This window comes from Leisingera sp. ANG-M1 (assembly GCF_000813745.1).
Classification (GTDB): Bacteria; Pseudomonadota; Alphaproteobacteria; order Rhodobacterales; family Rhodobacteraceae; genus Leisingera.
On sequence record NZ_JWLC01000024.1, the window covers coordinates 21693 to 42572 of the forward strand.

21 protein-coding genes are annotated in these 20880 nt (G+C 60.3%); 17 read left to right on the forward strand and 4 right to left on the reverse strand.

What is annotated here, in order from left to right; all coding sequences use genetic code 11:
* Window positions 1-82: 82 nt before the first annotated feature.
* From RA19_RS19000 to RA19_RS19070, 15 genes are all read left to right on the forward strand, one after another.
* Window positions 83-466 carry a hypothetical protein gene (locus RA19_RS19000; protein ID WP_039165616.1) on the forward strand — a complete coding sequence of 128 codons (384 nt, stop codon included), beginning with the start codon at window positions 83-85 and terminating at the stop codon, window positions 464-466.
* 93 nt (window positions 467-559) lie between these two features.
* Complete coding sequence (locus RA19_RS19005; protein WP_039165617.1) at window positions 560-1564, forward strand: sugar ABC transporter substrate-binding protein; 1005 nt, start codon at window positions 560-562, stop codon at window positions 1562-1564.
* 26 nt (window positions 1565-1590) lie between these two features.
* Window positions 1591-3144, forward strand: a complete 1554-nt coding sequence (locus RA19_RS19010) for a sugar ABC transporter ATP-binding protein (protein WP_193748305.1) — start codon at window positions 1591-1593, stop codon at window positions 3142-3144.
* Window positions 3141-4124 carry an ABC transporter permease gene (locus RA19_RS19015; RefSeq protein ID WP_052261938.1) on the forward strand — a complete coding sequence of 328 codons (984 nt, stop codon included), beginning with the start codon at window positions 3141-3143 and terminating at the stop codon, window positions 4122-4124. Before RA19_RS19010 ends, RA19_RS19015 begins: the two co-directional genes overlap by 4 nt.
* Window positions 4125-4193: 69 nt before the next feature.
* Window positions 4194-5123, forward strand: a complete 930-nt coding sequence (locus RA19_RS19020) for a LysR substrate-binding domain-containing protein (RefSeq protein WP_039165619.1) — start codon at window positions 4194-4196, stop codon at window positions 5121-5123.
* A 165-nt stretch (window positions 5124-5288) separates the two neighbouring features.
* Entirely contained in the window at window positions 5289-6401 is a 1113-nt protein-coding gene (locus tag RA19_RS19025) for an extracellular solute-binding protein (RefSeq protein WP_039165622.1), read from the forward strand.
* A 92-nt stretch (window positions 6402-6493) separates the two neighbouring features.
* Complete coding sequence (locus RA19_RS19030; RefSeq protein WP_039165623.1) at window positions 6494-7354, forward strand: ABC transporter permease; 861 nt, start codon at window positions 6494-6496, stop codon at window positions 7352-7354.
* Window positions 7355-7357: 3 nt separating this feature from the next.
* The gene (locus RA19_RS19035; RefSeq protein WP_052261939.1) at window positions 7358-8155 is read left to right on the forward strand and encodes an ABC transporter permease; all 798 of its coding nucleotides are present in this window, start codon (window positions 7358-7360) and stop codon (window positions 8153-8155) included.
* Between the two features lie 59 nt (window positions 8156-8214).
* Window positions 8215-9300 (forward strand): ABC transporter ATP-binding protein, encoded by a 1086-nt coding sequence (locus tag RA19_RS19040; RefSeq protein WP_039165625.1) that lies wholly within the window; start codon window positions 8215-8217, stop codon window positions 9298-9300.
* A gap of 17 nt (window positions 9301-9317) precedes the next feature.
* Complete coding sequence (locus RA19_RS19045) at window positions 9318-9989, forward strand: GDSL-type esterase/lipase family protein (RefSeq protein WP_039165627.1); 672 nt, start codon at window positions 9318-9320, stop codon at window positions 9987-9989.
* Window positions 9990-10043: 54 nt separating this feature from the next.
* A complete protein-coding gene (locus RA19_RS19050) occupies window positions 10044-10433 on the forward strand; it encodes a hypothetical protein (protein WP_206540296.1) in 390 nt (129 codons plus the stop codon).
* Window positions 10434-10551: 118 nt separating this feature from the next.
* Window positions 10552-11448, forward strand: a complete 897-nt coding sequence (locus RA19_RS19055; RefSeq protein WP_039165633.1) for a LysR substrate-binding domain-containing protein — start codon at window positions 10552-10554, stop codon at window positions 11446-11448.
* A gap of 114 nt (window positions 11449-11562) precedes the next feature.
* The gene (locus RA19_RS19060) at window positions 11563-12261 is read left to right on the forward strand and encodes a GDSL-type esterase/lipase family protein (protein ID WP_039165635.1); all 699 of its coding nucleotides are present in this window, start codon (window positions 11563-11565) and stop codon (window positions 12259-12261) included.
* A gap of 27 nt (window positions 12262-12288) precedes the next feature.
* Window positions 12289-12690, forward strand: coding sequence for a hypothetical protein (locus tag RA19_RS19065; RefSeq protein WP_152615825.1), 402 nt, complete (start codon window positions 12289-12291; stop codon window positions 12688-12690).
* A complete protein-coding gene (locus RA19_RS19070) occupies window positions 12687-13253 on the forward strand; it encodes an invasion associated locus B family protein (RefSeq protein ID WP_039165641.1) in 567 nt (188 codons plus the stop codon). Before RA19_RS19065 ends, RA19_RS19070 begins: the two co-directional genes overlap by 4 nt.
* Window positions 13254-13339: 86 nt before the next feature.
* Here RA19_RS19070 and RA19_RS19075 read toward each other — a convergent pair whose 3' ends face one another.
* Window positions 13340-13693 carry a winged helix-turn-helix transcriptional regulator gene (locus RA19_RS19075; protein WP_039165644.1) on the reverse strand — a complete coding sequence of 118 codons (354 nt, stop codon included), beginning with the start codon at window positions 13691-13693 and terminating at the stop codon, window positions 13340-13342.
* A 178-nt stretch (window positions 13694-13871) separates the two neighbouring features.
* On the opposite strand from RA19_RS19075, the gene RA19_RS19080 reads away from it, so the two are divergent.
* Window positions 13872-14837, forward strand: a complete 966-nt coding sequence (locus RA19_RS19080; protein WP_039165646.1) for an MBL fold metallo-hydrolase — start codon at window positions 13872-13874, stop codon at window positions 14835-14837.
* A gap of 326 nt (window positions 14838-15163) precedes the next feature.
* Here the strand turns inward: RA19_RS19080 and RA19_RS19085 are convergent, their stop codons facing one another.
* On the reverse strand, window positions 15164-15649 hold the full coding sequence (locus tag RA19_RS19085) for an acyl-CoA thioesterase (protein ID WP_052261940.1): 486 nt from the start codon (window positions 15647-15649) through the stop codon (window positions 15164-15166).
* A gap of 661 nt (window positions 15650-16310) precedes the next feature.
* Here RA19_RS19085 and RA19_RS19090 point away from each other — a divergent pair.
* Window positions 16311-16985: a hypothetical protein gene (locus tag RA19_RS19090; RefSeq protein ID WP_152615826.1), complete on the forward strand. Its 675-nt coding sequence runs from the start codon at window positions 16311-16313 to the stop codon at window positions 16983-16985.
* A 370-nt stretch (window positions 16986-17355) separates the two neighbouring features.
* Here the strand turns inward: RA19_RS19090 and RA19_RS19095 are convergent, their stop codons facing one another.
* Together RA19_RS19095 and RA19_RS19100 are read right to left on the reverse strand one after the other, a co-directional pair.
* Window positions 17356-19497 (reverse strand): putative bifunctional diguanylate cyclase/phosphodiesterase, encoded by a 2142-nt coding sequence (locus tag RA19_RS19095; protein ID WP_052261941.1) that lies wholly within the window; start codon window positions 19495-19497, stop codon window positions 17356-17358.
* 1 nt (window position 19498) lies between these two features.
* On the reverse strand, window positions 19499-20476 hold the full coding sequence (locus tag RA19_RS19100; RefSeq protein WP_039165651.1) for an ABC transporter substrate-binding protein: 978 nt from the start codon (window positions 20474-20476) through the stop codon (window positions 19499-19501).
* Window positions 20477-20880 lie beyond the last annotated feature (404 nt).

A 20880-nucleotide genomic window follows, 5' to 3' on the forward strand; every position in this document is an offset into this window, starting at 1 on the left:
ACTGCCTCTAGGGCCGGATCCCACACGCTGGCGACCCCGCGGCGTGCCGGCCGCCTTTTGCCCAACCAACAGGAGAATACCAATGAAAATGCTGAAATCTCTAGCGCTTGCCGCTGCCATGACTGTGACCGCCGCCGCCGGCGCCATGGCAGAGGCGCTGCCGATCAACAAGGCAGTTGTTGTCGAATATCTTGAGTTCAACCTGATCGACGGCGCCAACCCGGATGCGTTCCTGCGCGAAACCCTGGCCATGGACGAAGTGCTGGAAGGCTATGACGGGTTCGTTGCCCGCCACCTGGCCAGAAACACCGATGGCTCCTGGGTCGAGGTTGTTTACTGGACCTCGCAGGAAGATGCCGAAGCGGCCCTGCCGCGATTTGTCGAAGACCCGCGCACCAAGGGTTTCCTGGCGCTGGTCAACGGCGACTCGCTGTCGGTGAAATACTCGAACCTCTTTGAATTCTGAACCGGCCGCCGGGCGGGGTCTGCTGATCCCGCCCAAATCAAGAGCTGCCGCCAAAGGCAGCCGTCCGCAGCCCGCAAACAACAGGGAAATCCAATGAAGACCATCACAAAAAAACTGGCCCTTGCGATCGGCCTTGCCGCTGGCACGCTGGCTCAGGCCGATGAGGTCAAAGAAGTCACCATCAAACAGATCCGGGAAGCCGCAGCGGATGCCTGCGCCGGCGGCCAAACCTACCAGGTGGCCTACAGCCACTCGGTTTCAGAGGTTGCAATCGTCAAGCAGGTGCGCCGGTTTGCCGATGAACGCGCCGCTCAGCTGGGGTGCGTGACTGTCCTGCATGACAACACACAGGCCAATAATCTGGAGCAGCAGATCAATGCGATCCAGGGCTGGATCACTCTTGGCGTTGACGCCATCGTTGTTCTGCCGATTGAGCCCACAGCTTTGCAGCCGCTGCAGCGCCAGGCCCAGGCGCAGGGGATCAGGTGGCTGACATACTTGGGCAAAATGGACGGGTCGGATGGCTTTGTCGGCTTTGATCACGCCCAGTCCGGCCAGATCGTGGCTCAGGCAGCCGTTGATTGGGCCAAGGAAAACGGTGTGACCGATGCCAAGGCGCTTGTGACCACGCTGACTCCGCTGCCCTCGCTTGCCCCGCGCTGGACCGAGGTGATCCGGATCTTCTCGGAAAATGGTATTGAGGTGGTGTCGGAACAGGACGCGGCTGATCAGACCAACGGCCTGCGGGTTGCGGAAACGGTCCTGCAGCAGCATCCGGATCTGGATATCATCATCGGCATGGCAGATGACGCGGCGGTTGGCGCCATGCGGGCGATCAAACTGGCAGATGCAGATGCGGACGCGATGTTTGTCGGCGGCCAGGACGGCTCTCTGGAAGGGCTGAGTGCAGTGAACGAGGGCGGGGCTTACCGGGCCTCCGCGGCGATCCTGATCAATGAACTGGGCGCCAATATCGTTGATCTAGCACTGAATGCCGTGCGCGAGAAAGGGCCGAGCTTTGCCTACACGCCCACTGTGCTGGCCAGCAAGGCCGACCAGCCGCTGCTGAACTTCCTTCTTTCGAATTACGAAAACTGATGCGTGGAACCGGCAAGGAGGCGGAAATGCGTCTTGAAGTGAAGGATCTTCGCAAATCCTATGGCTCTGTTGCCGTACTCAAAGGGGTGGACCTGCAGGTCGAGGCCGGAAAAGTTCTGGCATTCCTGGGAGCAAATGGCGCAGGCAAATCCACTCTGCTGAACTGCATCAGCGGAGCGCAGGACGCGGACAAGGGCGATATTCTTGCGGGTGGAGCTTCCTTGCGCGATGCCACGCCGCGGCAGGTGCAGAACCTGGGCGTGGCGATCATCTATCAGCACTTTCAGGTCTTTGAAGGGCTGACCGTTGCCGAGAACATCTTTCTTGGACATGAAATCAAGCGCGGCGGCAGGGTGGACCGCCGCGCCCAGAACGGCAAGGCGCGGGAGCTGCTTGCGCGGCTTGGGGTTTCAGGTATCAATCCGCGGGCCGAACTTGGAACGCTGGGCGTCGGCGAGCGCAAGGTGGTGGAAATCGCGCGTGCGCTGCGGCTGAAACCCAGGTTTCTCATTCTTGATGAGCCGACGGCCTCGCTCTCTGACAAGGAGGCCAAGGCGCTGCATGCGGTGATCCGGCAGGCGGTTGCCAAGGACGGGATCGGAGTCATCTACGTCACGCATTTTCTGGATGAAATCCACAAGGTCGCGGATCAGGTCACCATCCTGCGGGACGGGCGTATCCTTTGGACACGGCCGGTGGAGGAGGTGACCATCGCCGACATGACGGATGCAATTTCCCCGGATGCGCTTTTGAAGGGGATAGAAAGGCCTGGCTTCACGCCCAGTGGTCCCGCTGTCTTGAAGATGGATGGTTTGAGCACCGGATTTGTCGGGCCTGTCAGCGCCGAACTGCGGGCAGGCGAGGTTCTTGGCATCTACGGGCTGATGGGGGCGGGCAGAACCGAACTGCTGGAATGCCTGTCAGGTGCTGCGCCGAAATCCAGCGGCCGGATAGAGCTCGACGGGCAGGATGTCAGCTTTGCTGCGCCGCGCGAGGCGTTGTCGCAGGGTGTCGCCCTGGTGGCCAGCGACCGCAAGGAGCAGAGCCTGTTTGCCAGTTTTGCTGCTGTCGAAAACCTGCTTGTGCCGCACTTCGGACGCTCGCCGATGCCGCGGCTGCTGCGCGATTTCCGCCGCGAAGGCCGGGAGTTCGAACGCGCCGCCCGCCGGCTGAACATCCAGCCGCCCAACCCGCGACTGCAGGGGCAACGGTTCAGCGGCGGCAATGCGCAGAAGATCATGGTGGGCCGCTGGCTGGTCGAAGGGACAGGGCTGAAGCTGCTGCTGCTGGATGAGCCGACCCAGGGCGTCGACATTGGCGCCCGGCACGAGCTCTACGAGGCCCTGGCGGATGTGAAGCGCAAGGGCACGGCAGTCGCGGTGGCCTCGTCGGACGCGACCGAGATCTGTTTGCTGGCCGACAAGGTGCTGGTGCTGGGCCGCGGCAGGCAAGTGGCCCTGATCGACAACCCGCAGGATGAAGAAATGCTGATCGAGCTGGCTCACCGCGCAGAGCACAGCGCGCAACAGGATCCAGCGGCTGCAGAGCCTGAAGCAAAGGAAATGGAATTGACGCAATGACAGATACCGGACTGACACGGGCCGCGGCGGCGGCTGACGAAAAAGCCGAACGCGACTGGTTCGAGATCGCGGTGGCGGCCGCATTGCCGGCAGCCATCGCCCTGCTGGCGCTGTTCTTCTATGTAAAAGCGCCGGTCTTCATGACCGCCAACAACTGGATCGCGATCTCGGTGCAAGTGTCAGCGCTGATGACGATTTCCATTCCTTTCGCCATGCTGCTGATGGCTGGCAAGATCGACCTGTCTGTCGGCTCCACCCTGGCGCTTTGCGGTGTTGTTGCCGGGCTCAGCTTTGAACCTTTGGGGATTACAGGCGCGGTGCTGCTCACCTTGGCTGTTGGAACAGGCGCGGGGCTGATCAATGGGGTGCTTGTGTCGTCAATCGGGATGTCCCCGATCATTGTGACCTTGGGCACGCTGACCCTCATCCGCGGGCTGGCCCAATGGCTGGCGCCGAACCCGATCTTCGGTTTTCCGGAGGAATTCCTGGTCATCGGCTACGAGCGGATCTTCGGCCTTCCGGTCCTGACCTGGATCATGCTTGCAGTCATCGCTCTTGGGGCGGCGGTCATGGCCCTGCTGCCTATCGGCCCGCAGATTGTGGCGCTGGGGGTGAACCGGCGGGCGGCTTTCCTGGTCGGCCTCAGGGTCAAGGCCATTGGCGTGGGTCTGTATGCAGCCACTGGCTTCTTTGTGGCGGTTGCGGCACTGATGAGCATTTCGCGGATCAACTCGGCCCCCGCCGGCACCCTGGGCATCGGGGTTGAGCTTAGTGTTCTGACGGCGGTTCTGCTGGGCGGTATCCCTTTTACCGGCGGCAAGGGCTCGGTCCTGCGGGTCGTGCTCGGTGTCTGGCTGCTGGGGATGCTGTCGAACGGGCTGATTCTGATGAATGTGCCAACTGAATTGAGTCTCATGACAACTGGTATCGTTTTGGTTGTGGCGGCCGGTTTGGACGTATTGCGTGCGAGGCGCGGCTAACTCCAGACTGAACCTGCAGGCCTCTTCCGCGCGGGAGGGGCCTGCCCCTTGAAAAGAGAGGTTCACGCCGTGAAACGCCTGCCGCCCCTGACCAGCCTTCAGGCCTTCGAGGCCGTCTCCCGGCATATGAGCATCAAGCTGGCGGCAGAGGAACTGTCGCTGACACCCACCGCGATCAGCCACCGGCTCAAGACCTTGGAAACACAGCTGGGTATTTCGTTGTTCCACCGGCTGACACGGTCGCTGAAGCTGACTGCTGAGGGCGAAATTCTGAGCCCCTTTGTCAGCGATGCTTTCAGCCAGCTGAACCAGGGCGTGGCGCAGCTCAGCATGGATGAAATCGAGGGCGAGCTGGTGGTGACCACCACGCGCTCTTTTGCCTGGAGCTGGCTCAGCCCCCGGCTACCGAAATTCAGCCGCCTGTATCCGCAGCTCGATGTCAAAGTCATCGCTTCGGACAGCGTTTTGGATTTTGCGCGGTACTCCGTTGATATTTCGATCAGATACACGGATACGCCCGACCCCGGCGCCCATGCGGCCTGGGTGCTGGATGACTTTGTGACCCCGGTCTGCGCCCGTAAATTGAGCAGCATGATCAGAACCCCGGAAGACCTGCTGAGCCGGGATCTGGTCGAATATGAATGGCTTGGGTTCGAAGACGGCGATCCAAACTGGCAAGCGTGGTTCGCCTCAGCCGGGGTGCCAGCCTGCCAGATCCGCCCGATCGCGCATTTCAGCGATGAAATCATGTGTATTGAGGCCGCCATAGACAACCGCGCGGTCGCCCTTGTCAGCGTGATCGCAGCATCCCGCGAGATTGAACGGGGGCGCATTGCCGCCCCCATCCCGCAGGTGCTAAAGGATCGCAGCTATTACCTGGTCTGCCCGGTGGAGCGGGCCCGCACCGCGAAGATCAAGGCGTTTCAGGACTGGCTGCTGAGCGAGGCGGACCTGTTCCGGGACAGCGCCTATGGCCAGCAATTCATGCCCCAGGGTTGAGATTCGGCGGCCGGTTTGCAGCTGCCAAGGGTTGCAGCCTGTAAAATTCACGGATTGGCCGCGTCCAAAGGCTGAGAAAATCTTTGAAACGGCTGAGTTCTGCTCGATTGTTGGGCCGGCGGCCGGGCTGGATACTTCCTTCATCACGCAAGGGAGGAGCCGGAAATGGCCAAGAATAATCTCACACGGCGGGGTCTTCTAAAGACAAGTGCCATGGCAGCCGGTGCGCTGGCGATACCAATGATCGCACGGGCGCAATCCGTTACCGAAATGACGATGCTGGCCTGGTACGGCCAGGCGGAACCGGATGCGGTTGCCGAATTCGAAGAGCTGCACAACGTCAAAATCACCCCGAAGTATTATGTCGGCGGCGAACAGATGCTGGCCCTTCTGGCGCAGTCCCCGGCGGGGACTTATGATCTGATCCACGCGGATGCCGAATATGTGCAGCAGCTGGTCCGTGCCAATTTTGTCGAGAAGCTGGATCCGGCCGACTACCCGTTTGATGACTTCTATCCGGAGTTCCACAAGTTCCCGGGCCACTGGCATGATGACGAACTCTATGCGGTGATCAGCCGCTTCGGCTTCCTGGGGATCTCCCACAATCTGGACGCGGTTTCGGTCAAAGAGGCGATGTCCTATGACATGCTGTGGGACGCCAAGCACCACGACAAGGTCGGCCATTTCGACTGGCACCTGCCCAATCTCGGCGTGCTGAGCCTGCGCAACGGCAACGCGCAGCCCTATGACATCAGCGGCGGCGCATGGGACAAGCTGCAGGAAACCACATTGAGTCTGAAGCCGCAGGTGCGTGGTTTCTACGACTATGGCGGCGTTCTGTCTTCGCTGAAATCCGGGGAAGTCACCGTGATGCCGGGGATCGGCGAGTGGATTACCGGCGTGCTGCGCCGCGATGGCGCCAATGTCACCACCACTATCCCGGAGCAGGGCGGCATCCAGTTCACTGAAAGCTTCTCGATCGGACGCGGATCACGCAAGGCAGAGCTGGCGCGCAAGTTCATCCAGCACGCCTCCAGCCCTGCCGGACAGTACAACCTGGCCAATCTGAACGTGTTCCCCGCGATTATCCCGTCGCAAGCCGGCTGGGAACGGATGATTGCCGAGAAGCCTGAAGATGCCCGCCATCTGGGAATGTTTAAGGGTGACGGCAACGCCATCGACCTGATCCGCAAGGGCCGCATCCACATCCGCCAGCTGCCGGTGCAGCAGGATCTGGGTGACTGGAACGACTTCTGGTCCGCCTACAAGAGCGCCTGATCTCCCCTCTCAGGTGCTTTTGGTCCCGCTGCCGGGCTCCGATTGGCAGCGGGACCTCTCACGACCCTTCCCAGAGCCGAAGGACACATACCATGACTTCTCTCCTACAAGCCCGGCGCCTGTCCCGGGCCGCCTATGGCGCCATGTGGAGCCTGCCGCTGCCGGTCTGGCTGGCGGGGTTCTTTCTGGGGCCGATGGTCCTGCTGATCTGGCTCAGCTTCTGGGATGTGAAGAACTTTCTGCTGACGCCGGATTTCCAGCTGGAGAACTGGCAGAAGATCCTGACCGCCGGGTATTTCTGGTCTGCCTATGCGCGTACCGCGGCAATCGCCGCCAGCGCCGCGGCGCTGGCTACGCTGGTAGCGCTGCCCTGCGCGCTGGCCATCAGTTTCTTTTTAAGCCCGCGCGCCCGGATGGTGCTACTGGGCCTGTTTGTGGTGCCCTTCTTCACCTCCTACCTGGTGCGTATCTACTCCTGGCAGATCTATCTGACCGAAAACGGCATCGTGATGAAGCTGATGGCGGCCATCGGCATTGAGACCGGAAGCCTGCTGAACACACCGCTGGCGCTGATGATCGGGCTGGTCACCCTGACGCTGCCGCTGGTGATCGTGATCCAATCGATCTCGCTCCTGTCGCTGGACCGGACCCTGATTGATGCGGCCTACAACCTTGGCTGCGGCCCGCGCCGGGTGCTGTTTGCCACGGTGCTGCCGGCTGCCCGGCCTGGGATCGTGCTGGGCGCCCTGTTTGCCTTCATCTTCAGCTTCGGGGATTTCGTGACGGCAACCTACCTGGGCGGCGGCAAGTTCACGACCCTGTCCATCCTGATCGCTGACACCGTGAAATCCGGCCAGCAATGGCCCCGCGCCGCCGTCGTCGCCCTAATGATGATCGCGACGCTGCTGCTCACCGCGCTGGCCTCGATCGCCTATGCCTACCGGAGGACCTGACCCATGCGTGTCACCCGCACCACCCGCCGTCTGACCCTTGCCTTCACCGGCCTGGCCCTCGTGTTCCTCTATGCGCCGATCCTGACAAACTTTGTGTTCTCGCTGAACTCCGACCGGTTCCCGACCATTCCTCTCGGCGGCTTCACGCTGGAATGGTACCGGCTGATCCTGGCGGATGCGCTGGTGATCGATGCCTTCAAGAACACCATCAAAATCGCGCTGATCGTGGCGCCAGTGGCCACCCTGATGGGCTTTGCTGCGGCTTATGCCGACTACCGGTTCAACTTCCTTGGCAAAAAGCTGGTGCTGGTCTTTGCGCTGATGCCGCCGCTGATCCCGCTGGTGGTGATTGGCCTGGCGATGCTGGCCTATCTGTCCCGCATCGGCCTGTCCGGCACGCTGCCCGCCATCATCGTCAGCCACATCGTGCTGACCTCTCCCTTTGCGATGGCGATCATCCGGTTGCGGTTTTCGCAGATCGACGGCGACCTCGAATTCGCGGCGCAGAACCTGGGCGCGTCCAATTGGCGTGCGTTCCGGGCGGTGATCATCCCGTCGACCAAAACCTCGGTGCTGGCTGCCTTCCTTTTGTGCATGGCGGTGAGCTTCGATGAATACGCGGTCACCTGGTTTGTCGGCGGGCTGGAGGAAACGTCCTCGGTACGGATCCTCAGCTTCCTGCAATCCGCCGTCAGCCCACGCATCAATGCCATCGGCTCCATCACATTCGTGACCTCAATCTCCCTGATCCTGGGCGCCCAGTTCCTGGTGCTGCGCCGCCTGACGAAGGACGCAAAATGAACTCTCTCTCCCCCCTTCAACCCGCGCGTGACGCAGCGCCGCAGCCGCAGGAGCGTGCCATGAGCCAAGCCCATATCTCGCTGAAAAACCTCCGCAAGACCTATGGTCCGGCGGTGGCGGTGGAAAACCTCAACCTGGATATCGAAGAAGGGAAATTCATCGCCATCATGGGCCCTTCGGGCTGCGGCAAATCTACCATGCTGCGGATGCTGGCCGGGCTGGAAGAGGCCAGCGGCGGTGACATCCTGCACCAGGGACGGCGGATCAACGACCTGCCGATCTGGGAGCGCGAAATGCCGATGGTCTGGCAATCCCTGGCGCTGTTCCCCTTCCTAACGGTGCGCGAAAACGTCGAATTCGGCCTGCGGATGAACGGCGTGGGCGCGGCGGAACGCAAGCACCGGGCACAGGTCTGGCTGAAGAAACTGGGCCTGGGCGAATATGCAGACCGCGGCATCGACCAGCTGTCCGGCGGCCAGCGGCAGCGGGTTGCCCTGGCGCGCTGCCTGGTTACTGAACCCTCGGTGCTGCTGCTGGATGAACCGCTGTCGGCCCTGGACGCGCATCTGTCGGTGCAAATGCAGGGCGAGCTGAAACGGCTCCAGCGCGAGCTGGGCATCACCTTCATCTATGTCACCCACAGCCATTCCGAGGCGTTCTCGATGGCGGACACCGTGGTGATCATGAACAAGGGCCGGATCGAGCAGGCCGGCAGCCCGGAAGACATCTATCTGCGCCCGGCGACGCCCTTTGTGGCGGAGTTCCTGGGTGGGTCGTCAATTTTCGGCTGCACCGTGCGGACGCGCAAAAACGGCGAGCTGGTGCTGGAGAGCGCCGATGGCACCTTCAAATGCGACGCGGCCCAAAGCTCCGGCCTTACGCCGGGGCAGAACGTCAGCCTGGTTGTCCGGGCGGATCAGATCTCCATCACCCCGGCGGCCGGCTGGGCAGACAACGAAGTCTCCTGCCGCGTCATCGGCGAGGAGTTTGTCGGTGCGCTGGTCAATCTCCGCCTGGAAACCGGCGCGGGCACTCAGATCACGGTTCAGCTGCAGCAGCGCGACATGCAGAGCCTTGATCTTGAGACCGGGGCAGGGGTGACCGCCAGCTGGCACCCGGAAGACGGCCACATCATTGCAGAATAAGCGAAAGGAAGCCTGAAATGGCACAGAAGAAGATCCTTGTTTACGGCGACAGCAACACCTGGGGCTGGATCGGTGTGGAAGAGGCCTTCCCCTCCACCCGCTGCGCCGATGGCGAACGCTGGGCGGGGGTGATGGCCGCTGAGCTGGGCAGCGGTTATCAGGTCGCAGTGGACGGGCTGACCGTACGGGCAACCAACCTTGATGACTCCATGGATTGGAATGCCATCAAAGCGGATATGTTCAATGGCGCCAAAACGCTGCCCGCCGCCATCGCCCGCGAAATGCCGGTGGATTTGCTGATCATCGCTTTGGGCACCAACGATCTGAAGGCGGAAACAAACCGCTCAGCCGAAGATATTGCCGAAGCCATCATCGAGGTGGCCAGAGTCGCGCAGGGCTGCGCGGGTGGTGTTGCGTATCACTACGGCGCGCCCGAGGTGCTGGTCGTGTCGCCGGCCCCTGTCGACGACATGCCGCATCCGGATTTCGCGGCCATGTTCGAAGGCGGCAAGGCCAAATCAGAAGCGCTGGGTGCCGCACTGAAAGCCGCCGCGGACAAGGCGGGGATCGCCAGCTTTGATGCAGGCGCCGCGGTAGGCAATGCCCAGGGCGCCGATGGGCTGCACATGAGCCGGGATCAGCATGCGCAACTGGGCAAGGCCATCGCTGAGGCAGTGCGCAATCTCTGACTTTCAAATGCCACCACACTCAATCCCATCATGCAACAGGAGGAGACCGATATGATGAAATTTGCAACCGGCCTGAAGACCGCGGTGTTTGCAGCAACCATGGCCGCAGGAGCTATGACCACCGCAATGGCCGCAGACCTGACGAAAGCCGGAACCATAGAATACGTCACCTTCAAGGCCAAGGAAGGCGTCACCGTCGAAGCTATGTCTGCCGCGGCGGCCGGGGGCACGGTGAACGCAAACCTGCACGCCAATTACGAAGGCTTCGTTGACCGCCATGTGGCGCTTCAGGCTGACGGTGTCTGGATTGAAGTCGTTTACTGGGAAAGCGAAGAGGCTGGCCGTGCCGCTCTGGACAAATTTGTTGCGGACCCGGTGAACAAGCCGTTTCTGGATCTGGTGAACGTGGACAGCGTCAGCATCACCTATTCCGACATTCACTGACGCTGCGGCCCCGGGCCTCCTGTCTGCCAGGCGGCCCGGACCCCAATCAGTTTCAATCCCTTTCATGCAGATATTTCAACTTTGTCTGACACCGCCGTCCATGCCATGAAAGGGTGAGATGAAAAGACGCTTGCCACCTCTGAACGCGATCCGCGCTTTTGAAGCTGCCGCCAGGCTGCAGAGCATCTCGGACGCTGCGGATGAGCTTTCGGTGACACCGACTGCCGTCAGCCATCAGATCCGGCATCTGGAAACATTGCTGGACATCAAGCTGTTCGAGCGCTCGGGCCGCAATATCACGCTGACAGACCAGGGTGCCCGGATGCTGCCGGATATCACCCGCGGCATGGACAGCCTGGCAGCCGCGTTTGAGGAGACCTATGGCAACATCGACGCCAATTCAGTCAACATCTCAACGACCCGCGAATTCGCCCGCTACTGGCTACAGCCCAGGCTGGGCCAGTTCTACGAGACCTTTCCGCAGCTGACGCTGAATATCTATGCCAGCGAAGGGGTTGCGGATTTGAGCGGCAGCGAAATTGATGTGGCGATCCGCTATGGTGCAAAGCCTCCCGAAGGCAGCGCGGAAATCGCGCTTTATCAGGAGTACTATGTTGCTGCCGTCAGCAAATCACTGCTGAAGCCGGGCAGGGCTGCCCGGATTGAAATGCTGACCAAGCAGCGCCTGATCGAGGTCCGCTGGGAGAATTCCGCGCTGACGGCACCGTCCTGGAAAGCCTGGTTTTCAGCCGCTGGCCGGGATGGTTTCGAGACATTCCGCCGGATGAGCTTTGATGCCTACAACTTGGCTTTCGACGCGCTTAAACGCGGTCATGGTGCTGCTCTGCTGAGCCGGACGATTGTGAATTCCTCCGAGTTCGAAGACAGCCTTGTGCAGCTCGAAGGCCCGCAATTGCCGGGTTACCACTACCGGGTGTTGCGCTCTCCTTCAGCGATGCGGAAGCGGGCCGTGCGGCAGTTCGTGGACTGGATTTCAGACGCCGCCAAGGGCTGAAGCTCCCGCAAATGTGAACCGGATTGGCATAGTTACCAAAAAGTGCCTTCTGCATACAGCCGAAGGCGGGCGGTAGATTTGCCTGAAAGCGCGTCGCCGAACGGAGAGCTTCTCATGCGCAAACACCTGATTGCCATCGCTATCTACCTGCTGCCGAGCTTGGCTTTGGCGGAAGCACGTATCCTGGTGCTGGGTGACAGCAATACATGGGGTTCGAATGCATCTGGTGCCCGGCATGATAGCGGCAGCCGCTGGGGCGCTGTTATGGGCGCAGAGCTGGAAGAGGCGGTTGTCATTGAGGAGGGCCGCATTGGACGCCGGACCGATTTGCAGCACGGGGCGCCTTTGGACAACATCGGTTTGGCGGTTCGCACCTCTATCCCTCAGGTGGCGGCGCAGCATATGCCGCTGGATCTCGCAGTCATCATGCTGGGCACAAATGACCTTCAGGCGGGGCTGCAGCGGGATGCTGAGACGATAGCGCGCTCAGCCTTTTCACTGGCCCGGATCCTGCGTGCAGGCGGGGTGCGGCAGGTTCTCGTCGTTGCACCGCCTCCCCTGATAGATCCGCACAAGGGGGCGCTGGGATATCTCTTTGGCGCTGCGGAGGAGCCTTCGGAGCGTCTGGCATCAGCCTTCAGCCTGATGTCGCAATGGACGGGCATACCGATGTTCGACGCAGGACAGATCATCAGTGCCGACGGGGCTGATGGCGTACACTTGTCTGCCGAGGCTCAACGCCGCTTAGGGCAGGCAATTGCTCCGGTGGTCCAGCAGCTGCTGCGTGTATCTGCCCCGGATGCACCCGAATGAGAATTTTCCAAAACAGGAGATAAGATGATGAAGAGACGGATGTTTTGTGCCGCTGCAATGGCTGCGCTGGCCGTGGCCGCGGGCGGTCAGTCAAACGCTGCCGGGGCGGTCACGTTCCACTTTTATGGCGCCGAGGACTGCCCGCCCTGCATGGCTTTCAAAAGGGACCACCTGGCTGAGGTCAGGGCAGAAGGGAACGCGCTGGGTTTCGCGGTAGAGGACAACGTGATCCCGCGGACGCGGGATGTGCCGACCCCGGGTGTCTACGGCGAGCGTGATCCAATCCTGCGTCTCGCGGCTCCTCATCTGAAGTTTGTCTATCCGCCGATCTTCTTTGTTTCGCAGGCTGGTGGGATTGTGTCAGTCCATGGCCATGACTGGCGTGCGGCAATGGAGGCAGCGCGGCAACTGGCAGGCCAAAGCGGATGAGCCGGCTGCGCGGCCTGGCCGGCGGCATCGGCCTGCTGATTGCGGGTGCCGCCGGAGCGCAAGACCTGCAAGGGCGTGACACCGCGGGGAACTGGCGGGTCACGCATTATTCTTCGCATGGCATCTGGAACACCATCTGCGATGAACGTGAGGAGCAGGGGGCCTTGAAACGGAGGTGCTACATCCGCTGGGTGGATGTCTATGCCGAAGCCCCAGCGTTTGGCGCCATGTTCACATTCGTGACGCCGCGGGGCGGAGCAGGCGGCAGGCATGATGTCATGTTCGGCCCTGAGCCGGGAACGGCCTTTGCAGCGGATGGTTTCCGGATAGACAGAGACGGCCGGACCGTTTGGCAGATGCAGGACCGCCGGTGCCTGCTGTGGGCGGACTGCAGCCTGGATGCGGAAGAATCGGCTGCGGTTCTGCAGGCGATGCAACAGGGCGGTGTTTTCCACTTTGAATTCACCGGCCGGCATGGCCGGCGTTTCAACCTAGCATGGCCGCTGGAGGGGTTCGCGGAAGCTTTTGAGACCTATGAGCAGCAATGGCGCCAGCGGCAATGAACCCCGGCCCGAGCTGCCGGCTCCCCTATGCAAATAAGCCGCCCCTGCCGGGGCGGTTCTGCTTGTGACAGATTGAATAGGCGGGTTCAAGATTTCTGCGGCTTCCGGATCATGCCGTCAAAGTTCTCAATCACCCAATTGTCGAGCGTGCTGATCACGGCTGCCAGAGACTGCCCAAGCGGCGAAAGACGATAGTCCACACGGGGCGGCACCTCGCCGTAGTCGCGGCGGGTGATCAAATTGTAGTCTTCCAGCCGTTTCAAAGTCTGAGTCAGCATCTTTTGCGAAATCCCCTCGATCGCCCGCAGCAGCTCGGCATTCCGCTTGGGTCCGTCAAGCAGAAGCGGGATAATCAGCAGGGACCATTTGTCGCCGATCACCGCGATGATCTGGCGGGAGGGGCAGAGGGCTGCGTAGGGGTCAGGCTTAACATCAAGCATTTGTGAAAACTCTATAGGCACTAAAAGGTGCGTACTTCTCGTTTAGTTTCCACGATTTTATCGTTCTCTTCAATCAGTGCAAGCATGGGAAGCCGGTTGGCTGGAGCGCGCATGGCGTTTGAGCATGCATACGGTTTTGCCCGGTGCTGCTTGCGATTGATTAGCAAGGAGATAGAACATGACACAAATCACACGCAGACAAGTTTTTGGCACGGCAGCCGTAGCCGCGGCAGCCACGGCCTTGCCCGGCGCCCTATCGGCCAAGGCGCCCCTGGCAGCAGGGCAGGCGCCAGGCTTTTACCGTCGCAAGGTGGGCGAGGCTCAAGTCACGGCCCTTTTGGACGGGTACCTTGATGTTGCCCACGGGTTCTGGAGCGGCATCGAGCAGGCTTCGGTCGAAGAACTGGCGGCTGCTGCCGGACTGCCAGACAACGGATCGATCCGGATCGGCGTCACCTCCTATCTGATCAATCAGGGCAGCCGCTTGGTGCTGGTTGATACCGGCTCGGCTGATTTGTTCGGTCCAACTGCCGGAAAGTTTCTGTCCGCGCTGGCCGCCGCTGGCCATACGCCGGACCAGGTGGATGACATTCTGATCACCCACATGCACCCCGACCACATCGGCGCCCTTCTGGAAAACGGCGCCGCTGTGTTCCCGAATGCGCAGCTTCATGTTGCGGGGCTCGAGTTCAGCTACTGGACTTCAGCAAACGAGCAGTCGAGCGCACCGGACTTTGCCAAATCCTGGTTTGACGCCGCCATCGGCGTGAAAAAGGCCTATGACGGCCGCATAAACGTCTTCTCGGGCGCGCCCGAGGTAATCCCCGGCATCACGGCGGTGCCGCTCTACGGGCACACCCCCGGCCACAGCGGTTACCGCCTGTCCTCGGGTGGCGAGGATCTGCTGATCTGGGGGGATGCCTGCGGTGTCGCATCGGTTCAGTTTGCCCACCCGGAGGCGGGCCTGGCCTTTGACGTCGACGGTGCAACAGGAAAACAAACCCGCGCCAGCCTGTTGGACATGGCCGCAGGCGAAGGCGTGCTGGTTGCCTCTGCGCATCTTCCCTTCCCGACGTTCGGTCGGGTTTTGCGTTCTGGCACGGCCTACGCTTGGCAGCCGGACGAGTACCGTTTCGAAGTCTGATCCGGAGCAGCAAGCAGATTTGCTCCGTAAAGGCCGGAGCAGGCAAACCGCCTGCTCCGATTTTCCTTGAGGCTGATCAGCAGGATCTCAGCAGCCAAACGCGGCAGGCCCCGGGCCAATAGCAAGGCGGTGTTGAGTTTCTTCCCGATCACAGTGACGGTATCGCAGAAAGCTCTGCTTTTTAGACCCCAAAATGGTCTGATCAGATGGATCTAGCCCTCAAAAGAACGGCCTTATGGCCGCCAGTATTCGGTCACGTCAAAGCTGTCCCCGCAACGGGCGAACCATCGGAAACCGCCTCCGGACAGATGATTTGCAGCGCCGGATCAGCTGCTATGCTCTGCATACGCGGCGAGTGCGGCCTTGATATCCGGGGGGATTGGGATGGCTTGGTGCTCGTCCAGGCAAGTGGTTACAGTAGTAAAATTTCCACGCAAAGCCTCGCGGCCGTTCTTCATTGCATGCAGCTGAAGCTGGTAGGATTTACTGCCAATTGCCGTGACAGCGACAAAGATCTCGACTTTTTCGCCCATCATGCAAGGGGTGAAAAATGTCGCTGCAGCATTCACATAGCCCAGACCGGTGCGGCGGGGGCCGATAATTTCGTAATAGCCGATGCCCAGGCGCTTGCAGAACCAGGCTTCGATTACCTGGTTGAAGACGTCAAAAAACTTGGGGGTATAGACGATGCCGGCCGGATCGCATTGGCCGTGCCGGAACACATGGGTCATCGACCACAGGCCCGCAGGCAAGCCGGCCGTGCTGAGCGGACGGGGGCGTGCCTGCTGAATACTCTGTTCTGCTGTTGTCATGCAAAAGACTCGATTGTTTTGGTTAGGCCGTCCAGGCTTGCACCTGAGGCGTCTTTGACCGCCGGGACGGGCGGACCCTGCACCCAATCAGCAGCGTCTTTCCGTGCGGCAGCGGATTTTAAGCTTCTATGACCCTATCAAATTTTGCCGCTGTCCGGATACGGGTATCTGCACAACTTTTGCCCAGGCGCCGAAGCAAAGACCTGTGCCCGCAAGATCATTGCTGGGCGGCACGGCTGCGGTAGCCAAGACCGGCCTAGCTTTACAGTGGGCTGGTTGCTTTGTTGCCATTTTCTGCCGCGCACAGTCTGAGCTCCCGGGCTGGAAAGCCGCTGCAACTACGCGTCCGGTTCTGAACACTGCAAGCGGGAAAGGCGTCTTTCGGGCCATCCCCGGACGAAGTCGGCAACGAAGGGCGCAGGTTGCGCAGTGAGTCAAAATCTCGAACGCCGGCGATACCCGTTTTGAGGGTTTTTTGAAGATGTAATCGCGCCTTGATTGCTATTGAGTCCTGTGACACAATTAATACCACTCAGGATAGTATTAAATGTGAGCGAGCCGTAATTTCTTTTGGAAATAGGCTTGTTCAAGAGAGTGTTGCCACTTGGCCGCAGCGGTGCAGTTGCGAACGGCAAATTGAAACATGCTGAAGGGAATTAAGATGAACGGTATCGCAAATGAATCACCATTCGTTTTGGCCTTGACGATTGTAAACTCTGAACAGCCGCTGTCTGGCGAGGTTGCGGCAAACGACAGGGTGCTGGTTTGTGTTCGCAACGAGGAGATCAACAAGACACATCCAAACGTCATCAGCGTTCCCACCCAGAGAATTCCCACCTCTCTCGCCAAGCACATTATAGCCGCCGGGGCCGCCACAGGGAGTTCCGGAAGCACGACAATCTACAGCGGGCAAACTGCGTCAAGCCAGTCGTCAAACGGGCACAGTGAAATCATCTACGCCGTCGAGAGCCTTCTGGCTGGAAAGCTGGGCCTCGCTGACGCAGTCGAGGGCGGTAAATTTACTTTCACAGCGCGGATTGCGGGCAATCAAATCGGGACTGCAAACTACCCGGAATTCCACGGCACTGGATTGAAAGATCACGAAGATCTTCAGATGCTCAACCTGCTGGTCCAAGTTGAACAGGGGGCAGATTCATTCCCTGAACGCACACTGAGCTATGATCATATTAAATGGGTGCCAATTGAGAAGTTCCTGAACATGTGGGCGAATGGAAAGCAGCCCACTGATCTTGGGTTCTCCGGCGAGCAGTCGTTTCGATTGTGCATACACGGGCTTTGCATTTCATCTTCCGCAGACGTTTTGGCTGCTATCTGACAAACAAGAAGCCAGCTGCGCGCCGGTCTTCCTGGGGTTGCCAGAAAGCAGGCTGATGAGAAAAACTTTGCAGCCGCCCGCTGTCCAAGAGAAACCTCCGGCAGAGCGGTGAACGTGGCATTTTTGATAGGTCAGTAGCCGCGAGCGGCCATTGTGTCCCGTACCATGCCGCAAGTGATCTGTGCCGCTGGGGGGCTGTTGCCGCGCAGCAAGCCCTTGCCAGATTGCTGCTGGCGGATTGCGCTGTATCTGATCCGTGCTGACAGGGGCAGTGGCTCCCTCCCGCCCGGCGGAGGACGGGCTGGCGTTCCAGGGTCCGCAATCCTCCTCTAACTCCGGCGATGGCTGCTGCCGCGGCGCATCTGCGTCTTCAAGCAACCCGGAGTTCCTGTTTTTGCGCCCAGACTATGAAATCCTCGACGCTGAGAGGACGGGCGAATGCGAACCCCTGCAGTGTATCAGCGCCGACCTCTGCAGCTGCCTCTGCCTCGCCAAAGGTCTCAACTCCTTCCACGATCGTGCTGACAGAAACATGGTTGGCCATGTCTACTATTCCGCGAAGAAGATCCCTGCGCTGGGTGTCTTTGTCGATCCCGGTTACAAACATTCTGTCGATTTTCAAGCGGTCGGGTTTCAGGGCCAGAACAGATGCAAAACTGGCGTGGCCAGTGCCAAAATCGTCGACTTCGATTTTGATGCCCAGGTCTTTGAGGGCTGCTATCGTCAATTCCAGCTCCCCTGTCACGCTGTCCAGAAATGCCGTTTCGAGAACTTCAAACGCCAGCCCGGTCTCAGGAAGGTCGGGGCGGTTGCGGAGTTCTTCAAGCAAGTTCGGCGAGGTCAGGCGGCGGGCTGAAACATTCACCGAAACCTGCGGAATATAGCCAAGCTCCGCCTCAATCGTTTTGCGGGCGTCAAGAGCCAGGTCCAGCACCCTGCGGTCCAGGTCTGCCTGCAGTTTCAGCTCTTCAGCGATCTCGACAAATACCGCAGGCGATTGACGGCCTCTTTCTGGATGGTCCCAGCGGGCCAGCACTTCAATACCCTGCAGGGCATAGCTTCTGGCGCAAACCTGGGGCTGCACTTCAATGGTGATCTCATCGCGCTCAAGCGCGGTTTTAAAGTCGTTAATGAGCCTGAGCTTGGCGTCGTGGGCCGCGCCGAGCGTGGCACTGAAGGCAACCGCCTGATTGCGGCCTCTGTGTTTTGCCTCATACAGGGCGAGATCAGCGCGTTTCAACGCATTCAGCAAAGGTTCGCCCGGCGCCAGCAAAGCCAGGCCAATCGAGGCGCCGACACTCAGGTCGATGCCTTTGTACTCCGTGGGGCAAAGCAATTCGTCCAGAAGGTGATCGCAATACCATTGAGCATGCGTTTCACTGCCATCGAAATCGAGGATCAGGACGAATTCGTCGCCGCCGATCCGAAAGGCAAAATCACGGTCCCCCTTGATCCGGTTTCTCAGCCGCTGGCCGCAGGCTGTCAGAACCGCATCCCCGGCAGCATGGCCATAGGTGTCGTTGACGTCCTTGAAACGGTCCAAATCGATTGCAAGCAGCAATGTCCCGCAAGGATCCGGCCGGCTGTCACCCGCTGCCTCGGTCAGTTCCAAGGACAGTTCTTCAAGCAGTGTCCGGTTGCCAAGCCCTGTCAGAGTGTCGTGGCGGGCGGCCTGGGCGGTGGCTGCTTGGGCATCGCGCACTGCGTCCAAAGCGTCTCTGGTACGCCGCTCAGCTTCCAGTGCTTGGCTGGCAGCCTCCTGCGCCTTGCGGTTGCTCTGCTCAAGGCGCCTGGCCTTGTCGGCAACCTCGTCAAAGGCAGAAATCAGCCGGTTCTGCATCTCGGCAAACTCGCGCCCAAGCAGGCCGAATTCATCCGCCCGCTGCCAGGCGGCGGCGCTGAGAGGACGTTCCAGGGTTGCCTCAGCCACATCCCGGGTGAGCTCTTTCAAGGGTTTCAAGGCGGCGCTGCGGAAACCCAGCCACAGCAGCGGGACGCCGAGTATCAGCAGTCCGACCGTCGTCCAGACCGAGGTTTTGAACACGCGGGCGGCTTCGACACGGTTGGCTTGCGAGTTTTCGACCAGGCGGTCGGCCAGTTCGGTCATTTGCTGAAGCTTGGCGATCAGCCGGCCGATTTGGATTCGGCGCAGCTGCGGCGAGGCGTTCTTATTGTCAAAGCCGATTGCGCCAAAAGCCTGGGACAGCTCTGTTGTGATCATTTCCAGCTGTATCGCGTCCGCTTCCTTGTCCGCGATCGGACCGGCAAGCCTGTCCCGAACCCTTTGCGCTTCGTTGGTCCATTGCTGCTGGATCCGCTTCGAAGGGCGCTGCAAGGCCTCCATTGCCAGGGCCCCAAAGGCCGTGACATGGCTTTTGATCGCATTTGCCCGGTCATAGTTCTTATGGGCTGCTGTCTGCTTCAGGTCTCCCCACAGCAGAAGGCCGATGACGGAAGTCAGCAGCAGCCCGCTCAGGACCGCAACAAAGCCGGACTTCTCGACGAGGCGCATGTCAGTTCAAGCCGATGATGCTGATCGCATCGGGATCGGCTTCCTTCAGAGCAGCAGGCGCGATCAGGTCCAGGTAGTTCGGCACTGCGCCGGACGACAGCCCCAGGTCGATCCGGAACCAGGCCTCGTCCTCCATCAGCCGGAGCAGAGCCTGGGACAATGTCAGTTTAAGCGTGTGCTTGGGCCAAAGGTATTCCATCGTGCCGGCGTCGAGATCAAGGCGCCGTCCGACGATCTGCTTCGCAGTTTCGGGATCGGACTCGGCAAATTCTGCGGCCTCCACCAGCCGGCCGACAATGTCGCCGGCGGCGGGCTGGTTGGCGGAGATCCAGCCTCCGGCCCCGTGCAGGACGAACTCGTAATTATGCCATTCCTGGTGGGGCAGCTGAACAAATTGGTCACCCAAGGCAGCGGCCGCTTGGCGCAGGTACGGGTCCCAGACAACGCCTGCATCGATAGAACCGTCAGCGATGGCTGAAACCATTTCCAGCGGCAGCAGCGGTTGCATGGCGCCGAGTTTGACACCGCTTTCCAAAAGCACCCGGTGCAGAACGAAATGCGCAAAACTGTTCTGGACGACGCCTACCGTTTTACCCTCAAGATCAGTGTAGGCGCGGATATTCCGGTCCGCGCGGGCAAAAACGTCGATGGTGCGCGAGCGCGACAAAGAAGCCAGGATTCTTAGATCCGGACGGTCAAAGGCGACGGACACAAAGGCGAATTCCGAGCTGGTGGCCAGGTCGAGCTTGCCACCGACCAGATCTTTCGCGGTCTTGGTGCCAGAAGTGTATTTGACGATTTCGATATCATGGGGACTGTCGCGCAGCAGCCCCATGCCATCGGCCAGCCAGACAAGCACAGCTGTCGGCGTTGCCCCCAGCCGAATGGGCTGAGCGGCGCGCAGCAGTCCCGGCGCCGACAGGGCGAGCGCGGTGCTGCCGGTGAGGGCGATTGCTTTTCTGCGGGAAAAATTCGTCATGATGTAACCTCCAATCACGGGCACTGGCAGCCAAAGGCGCATAACTGCAAACAACCGGTGCGAGCATCATTAATTGGGCCCGATATAGATTCCGTAAACGCAGCTACCATCCATTAATCGAAACTGCCTGTATGGTGTCCTGAGAGGAGTTTTTTGCGTTAATTTTTAATACTGCCCTAGGGAGTCTTTGCTGGATTAAAAGTCAGTGAAGCCAAGGCAAAATGCGCAGGCAAATTGTCCCAGTTTCCCACGCGGCCCGCACCGCTGCAGCTCGGGCCCAGGCGCGAAACATGCGGAGCAGCACAGGCCGGGCTGCCCTTCCTGTAGCCAGTCAAATATTCACTCAAACGCCCGGTATTATGTGAAAAGAGTGCTTTGCTCTCAAAAAGAGGGAATTCTTGTTT